6 protein-coding genes and 2 pseudogenes are annotated in these 5,519 nt (G+C 68.1%); 5 read left to right on the top strand and 3 right to left on the bottom strand.

Annotation, left to right across the window (positions count from 1 at the left end):
- Nucleotides 1–233 precede the first annotated feature (233 nt).
- Nucleotides 234–1,346: a threonine aldolase family protein gene (locus tag FKP22_RS19510; protein WP_141289371.1), complete on the top strand. Its 1,113-nt coding sequence runs from the start codon at nt 234–236 to the stop codon at nt 1,344–1,346.
- Nucleotides 1,347–1,374: 28 nt separating this feature from the next.
- Here the strand turns inward: FKP22_RS19510 and FKP22_RS19505 are convergent.
- Together FKP22_RS19505 and FKP22_RS32295 are read right to left on the bottom strand one after the other, a co-directional pair.
- Nucleotides 1,375–2,115 (bottom strand): annotated as a pseudogene (locus tag FKP22_RS19505) (YoaK family protein); the annotation flags it as partial.
- Nucleotides 2,116–2,226: 111 nt separating this feature from the next.
- The gene (locus FKP22_RS32295; RefSeq protein WP_170200971.1) at nt 2,227–2,370 is read right to left on the bottom strand and encodes a hypothetical protein; all 144 of its coding nucleotides are present in this window, start codon (nt 2,368–2,370) and stop codon (nt 2,227–2,229) included.
- 217 nt (nt 2,371–2,587) lie between these two features.
- On the opposite strand from FKP22_RS32295, the gene FKP22_RS33500 reads away from it, so the two are divergent.
- From FKP22_RS33500 to FKP22_RS19495, 4 genes and pseudogenes are all read left to right on the top strand, one after another.
- A complete protein-coding gene (locus FKP22_RS33500) occupies nt 2,588–2,734 on the top strand; it encodes a hypothetical protein (RefSeq protein ID WP_211361476.1) in 147 nt (48 codons plus the stop codon).
- Nucleotides 2,735–3,034: pseudogene (locus FKP22_RS33955) on the top strand (DUF1016 N-terminal domain-containing protein); the annotation flags it as partial. It abuts the gene before it with no gap.
- 54 nt (nt 3,035–3,088) lie between these two features.
- Nucleotides 3,089–3,613 carry a PDDEXK nuclease domain-containing protein gene (locus tag FKP22_RS19500; RefSeq protein ID WP_231010769.1) on the top strand — a complete coding sequence of 175 codons (525 nt, stop codon included), beginning with the start codon at nt 3,089–3,091 and terminating at the stop codon, nt 3,611–3,613.
- A gap of 117 nt (nt 3,614–3,730) precedes the next feature.
- Nucleotides 3,731–5,173 carry a peptide MFS transporter gene (locus tag FKP22_RS19495; RefSeq protein ID WP_141289369.1) on the top strand — a complete coding sequence of 481 codons (1,443 nt, stop codon included), beginning with the start codon at nt 3,731–3,733 and terminating at the stop codon, nt 5,171–5,173.
- A gap of 7 nt (nt 5,174–5,180) precedes the next feature.
- Here the strand turns inward: FKP22_RS19495 and FKP22_RS19490 are convergent.
- Nucleotides 5,181–5,519 (bottom strand): MOSC domain-containing protein (locus FKP22_RS19490; protein ID WP_141289368.1); only part of this gene is annotated, 339 nt, incomplete at its 5' end.

Here is a 5,519-nt window from a genome sequence, read left to right as displayed (position 1 = left end):
CGCTGCAGCGGGTGCGCGAGGCCGTGGCCGCGGCCGTCTCACCGCCGCCCGCCGAGAAAGTGCTGCAGCCTTCGCAGTGCGGCAAGGTGCGCGCCAACCACTTCGAGGTCTGGTACGCCCACGCTGCATCCTGAGGGTCTGAGCTGCCGTCAGGCGCCGGCAAAGCGCAGGCATCTCTGGCGCAGGGAGTCCAGCCCTTCCCCAAGGCCTGGCATTTGGGCTCCAATCGGCACATGCCCCTGCTCACCCCTGCCGAACGCCGTGCCCTGCGCCGGCAATGCCCACACATCGTCACCGGCTTCACGACGCTGACGCCTGCCGAGGAGTTTGCCGCGATGGCGGCCTGGTGCGAGGCGCAGCAGGCCGAGCACGACATGTATGGCGAGGGTGCGCTGGTCGAGGGTTTCGAGGCCAGGGTGGCAGGCTTGCTGGGCAAGCCGGCGGCGGTGTTCATGCCCAGTGGCGTGATGGCGCAGCTGGCGGCGGTGCGCATCTGGACCGAGCAGGCGCGGCTGCCGCGCTTCGGCCTGCATGCCACTTCGCACCTGGCGCAGCACGAGGAGCAGGCCTTCGAGGCTTTGTTGCAATGCCACGGCGTGGTGCTGGGCCATGCGCTGCGGCCGCTGTTGGCGGGTGACCTGGCGGCTTGCAGGCAGCCGCTGGCCTGCCTGCTGGTGGAGCTGCCCATCCGCGAGGCCGGGGGCCAGTTGCCGAGCTGGGACGAGCTGACCGAACTGTCTGCTGCGGCGCGCGAAAGAGGCATCGCGCTGCACATGGATGGCGCGCGGCTGTGGGAGAGCGTGGCTTTCTATGGCCGGCCGCATGCAGAGGTGGCGGCGTTGTTCGATTCGGTCTACGTGTCCGTCTACAAAGGCATTGGCGGCGTGGCCGGCGCGGTGCTGGCCGGCAGCGAGGACTTTGTCGCCCAGGCCCGGCTGTGGCGACGCCGCTTTGGCGGCACGCTGCATCACCTGAGCCCGATGGTGGTGTCCGCCGCGATGCGCTTCGACGAGCGCCTGGCGTTGATGCCCGCGCTCTACGCCCGCACCGTGGCCTTCGCCGAAATGCTGAACGCCGTGCCCGGCCTGCGCGTGAACCCGGGCTTGCCGCACACCAACATGTTCCACCTCTATGTGGACGCGCCGATGGACGCGCTGATGGCCGCCCGCGACGCGCTGGGCGCAGAGACCGGCCACTGGCTGCTGGACCACATCCGCGCGGCCGAGGTGCCTGGCTGGAGCCTCAGCGAGCTGTACCTGGGCGACCGGCTGCTGTCGCTGGACGACGCGGTGCTGGCGCCGCTGTATGCGCGGCTGCTGTCAGACGCGCGGCAGGTGCCGCGCTGAGCGCCCCGACATCGGTTCAGGAAGGGGCCCGCCAGCGCTCGCGCAGGTCGTCCAGCGCGGGCACGCAGGCCATCACCACCAGCACCAGCGCGAGCGGCACGGTGCACAGGTAGCCAAAGCCCTTGAAGCCCCAGGCGCCCAGCAGACCGCCGAGGAAGAAGCTGGCGGCCAGCGCGAGCAGCATGCGCAACCGCTCGCTGTTGGCCCGCACAGGCGGCGCGCTGCTGCGGCTGTCGTTCCAGTAGACCAGCTTGCCCAGCTCGATGCCGATGTCGGTGATGGTGCCGGTGATGTGGGTGGTGCGGATCTCCGAATGCGTGATCTTGGACATCACCGCGTTCTGCAGGCCCATGATGAAACACAGCAGCATCACCGTGCCCGGCACGAACAGGCCGCGCAGCCCTTCGAGCTGCGCGCCGGCCAAGCCAAAGCACAGCAGCAGCCCGGCCTCCAGCAGCAGCGGCCAGGCATATTCGGCGAACAGCTGGCGCCGCCGCGCATGGTTGACCAGCACCGCCGAGGCCATCGCGCCCAGCACGAAGCTGACCAGCCCGCCCAGGCCTGAGAGCACCACGTCGCTGACGCCCAGCACCAGGTTGTCGGCCATGGCCGAGACGATGCCCGTCATGTGCGAGGTGTACTGGTGCACCGCCAGGAAGCCGCCGGCATTGGTCGCTCCGGCCACGAAGGCGAGCGTGTAGCCCAGGTGGCGGTTGGCCTGTGCCGTGCGGGTGCGGCCGGTCAGGCGTCTGGCGTAGTTCAGCGGCATGAGAGAAGGCTCCGTGCAGGCCGGCTCGCGCGGCCTGCACCGAGTGTGCCTCCAAAAGAACCGCCGCCATGCCCCTTCCCGCGGGGCTGGCTGCTCAGCCGGTCAAGTCGATCAGCGCTTGCGGCCGGGTGCTGGCGCGGCCAGGCTGGCCATCGCCGGCTTGGAGGACGAGGTGGCGACGACCACCGCCTCGGGCTTTGGCGCCTGCTTGGGCTTCTTCGCTTCCTTGTTGCCTTGCTTGTGTGACTTGGTCATGGTTTTCCTTGGCGTTGTGCCGGTGCGAGCGCGGTTGCAGGGGCGGCCGCTCGCCTTGGCGATGAACCACCATGAGGCCGCGCGTGCCGGCCGTCTGTGTGGCAGCGCACATGCCGCCCAATGCATGGGCTCAGGGCTCAGGCGGTGGCGATGCCTGGGCTTCGCCTACCATTCGTTGCATCGAGCGAATCACACTGGAACACGAGGGGTCGAGCGCATGAGCACAAGTGATCAGTCCAGTGAAGGCGGCGTTGGCCCGATCTACGACGAAGCAGGCTTCGATGCGGTGGTGAACCTGATTGCCGCGGCCCGCCAGCGCGCGGTGCAGGCCGTCAACACGCAGCTGATCGACTTGTACTGGTAGGTGGGTGGCGTGATCAGCCGCAAGATTGCTGCGGCCGAGTGGGGCGAAGGCGTGGTGAGCGAACTCGCGCGCCACATTGCCCGCAGCCAGCCGGGACTGCGCGGTTTCACCCGGCCAAACCTGTACCGCATGCGGCAGTTCTACTAGGCCTACCAGGGCGATGAAATCGTCTCGCCGCTGGTGAGACAACTGCCCTGGACGCACAACCTCATCATCCTGAGCCAGAGCAATCGTCCGGAAGAGCGCGAGTTCTATCTCCAGATGGCTGTTCGTGAGCTGGAGCGCCAGTTCAAGTCCGCACTGTTCGAGCGCAGCGTGTTGCAGCCAACCCATGTTTCTGCCGCGCTGAAACAGATGCAGCCCGGGGCCGCAGCCGTCTTCAAGGACAGCTACGTCGTTGAGTTCCTCGACCTGCCCGAAAGCCACAGCGAAGCCGATCTGCATGCGGGTCTGCTGGCCCAGCTGAAGAAGTTTCTTGTCGAGCTTGGGCGGGACTTCTGCTTCATCGGTTCCGAGGTGCCGCTGCAGGTGGGCCGGCGCGACTTTGCGCTGGACCTGCTGTTCTTCCACCGGGGCTTGAATTGCCTGGTGGCGATCGAATTGAAGGTGGGCCGCTTCGAGCCCGAATACGTGGGCAAGCTGGCGTTCTACCTGGAAGCGCTGGACCGCGACCTGAAGAAGCCGCACGAGAACCCTGCCATCGGCGTGCTGCTTTGCGCCAGCAAGGACGACGAGGTCGTGGAGTACGCCCTCAGCCGCACAGCCTCGCCCGCGCTGATTGCCGAGTACCGCGCACAGCTGCCCGACAAGGCGGTGCTGCAGGCCAAGCTGCATGAGTTCTACCAGCTGAACCTGGCGAAGCAGGCGCCGGACGAATGAACTTGCCGAGGCCCCGACGCCTCGCCGCAGTGGGATAGGCCCCCCCGGGCCAATGCCCTGGCGCGGTCCCTGCTTTTGGGCAACAGTCGCGGCGACGCCGCTCCACTTCTGCTGTTTGTGACCACTCTTGCGCCCTCCGCCGCCGATCCGGCCGCGACGAATCCATCCGACCCGCGCAGCCGCGCGGACCGTGCCTTCTTCGGCCACCCGGCCGGTCTGGGCTGGCTGGCCTTTTGCGAGCTGTGGGAGCGTTTCTCCTATTACGGCATGCAGGCGCTGCTGGTGATCTACCTCAGCAACTACCTGTTCCTGCCCGAGCACATCGGCCAGGTGGCAGGCATCGATGCACTGCGCGCGGTGATCGAAGGCGTGACCGGGCCGCGCAGCACGCAGCAGCTGGCCTCGGTGGTGTTCGGCCTGTACGCCGGGCTGGTCTACCTGACGCCGATCTTCGGCGGGCTGGTGGCCGACCGCTGGCTGGGCCGCACCCGCACCATCGTCATCGGCGCCACGCTGATGGCGCTGGGCCATTTCCTGATGGCCTTCGAGGCCAGCTTCCTGCTGGCGCTGGCCTGCCTGCTGCTGGGCGTGGGTTGCTTCAAGGGCAATATCGCGGCGCAGGTGGGCTCGCTCTACGCGCCCGGCGACCGGCGCCGCGCCAGCGCGTTCCAGATCTTCATGCTGGCGGTGCAGGTCGCGGTGATCCTGGCGCCGCTGGTCTGCGGCACGCTGGGCGAGAAAGTCGCCTGGCACTGGGGTTTTGGCGCTGCCGGCGTGGGCATGGTGATCGGCCTGTTCGTCTACCTGGCCGGCCGCCGCTGGCTGCCGCCGGAGGACTTGAAGGGCGACAAGCAGGTGGTGACAGCCACCGCGCCGCGCACGCCCATGGCCTCGGCCGAAAAGGCCAGGCTGGTGCTGCTGGTCGCGATGATCCCGGTGCTGATGCTGTCCATCGTCGGCAACCAGCAATACAACAACGCCTTCCCGCTGTGGTCCCAGGCGCACATGGACCTGCTGCTGTTCGGCTGGCAGATCCCGGTCACCTGGCTGCAGGCTGTGGACGCCATCATCAGCACCGCGACGATGGTGCTGTCCATCGCTTTCTGGCGCTGGTGGGCCACGCACCGCACCGAGCCGGACGAGCTGGTCAAGATGGCGCTGGGCTCGCTGCTGGCGGCCGGCGGGCCTGCGCTGATCGCCGTGGCGGCCATGTTGATCGAAGGCACCGGCGAGAAGGTCAGCCTGGTCTGGACGCTGGGCTACACCTTCGTCAACGACCTGGGCTTCGCCAACATCCTGCCGGTCGGCCTGGCGCTGTATTCGCGCACCGCGCCGCGCCGCTTCGAAGGCCTGATGATCGGCGTGTACTACCTGCACCTGTTCTTTGGCAACACCTTCGTCGGCTGGCTGGCCGGGCTGCTGGAAGTCATGCCCGGGCGGGACTTCTGGGCCCTGCACGCGGCGCTGGTGGCCTCGGCCGGCGTGCTGCTGCTGGCATTGCGCTTCTTCTTCGGCAAGCTGTTGTTGCCCGAGGAAGACGCAGCTGCCTCCAAGGCCTGAGCGGCACTCAACTGTCGCCAGCGGGTGCCGGCATCACCCGCACCGCATTGCCCACCCGCAACTCGCCGCCGCGCAGCACCCGCGCGGTGATGCCGCCATGCCCGCGCATCGCGTTGTAGCCACCCGGCCCCAGCGTCGCCTCCATCTTCGAGCATGGGTCGCAAGGCCCGGTGACCTGCAGCAGCACCTCGTCGCCCAGTTGAACGACGAGCGGCTGGTCCGCAAACGGCGAACGCAGCGCCAGCAGGTTCAACCCGCTCACCACCAGGTTGCGCCGCAGCAGCCCGGCGTCCACCGCTGACTGCCCCAGCCAGGCGGCCACCAGCGGCAGATGCTCCGCCTGGAT

It is taken from the genome of Ideonella azotifigens (genome assembly GCF_006519715.1).
Lineage (GTDB): Bacteria > Pseudomonadota > Gammaproteobacteria > Burkholderiales > Burkholderiaceae_C > Ideonella > Ideonella azotifigens.
The sequence above is the reverse complement of the archived record's forward strand: the minus strand, read 5'-3'. Positions and strand labels throughout refer to the sequence as shown.

What these genes read in the sequence shown, in the direction of transcription:
- FKP22_RS19510 (WP_141289371.1), top strand. Translation starts at nt 234, where the DNA reads ATGCCCCTGCTCACCCCTGCCGAACGCCGTGCCCTGCGCCGGCAATGC.
- FKP22_RS32295 (WP_170200971.1), bottom strand. Translation starts at nt 2,370, where the DNA reads ATGACCAAGTCACACAAGCAAGGCAACAAGGAAGCGAAGAAGCCCAAG.
- FKP22_RS33500 (WP_211361476.1), top strand. Translation starts at nt 2,588, where the DNA reads ATGAGCACAAGTGATCAGTCCAGTGAAGGCGGCGTTGGCCCGATCTAC.
- FKP22_RS19500 (WP_231010769.1), top strand. Translation starts at nt 3,089, where the DNA reads ATGCAGCCCGGGGCCGCAGCCGTCTTCAAGGACAGCTACGTCGTTGAG.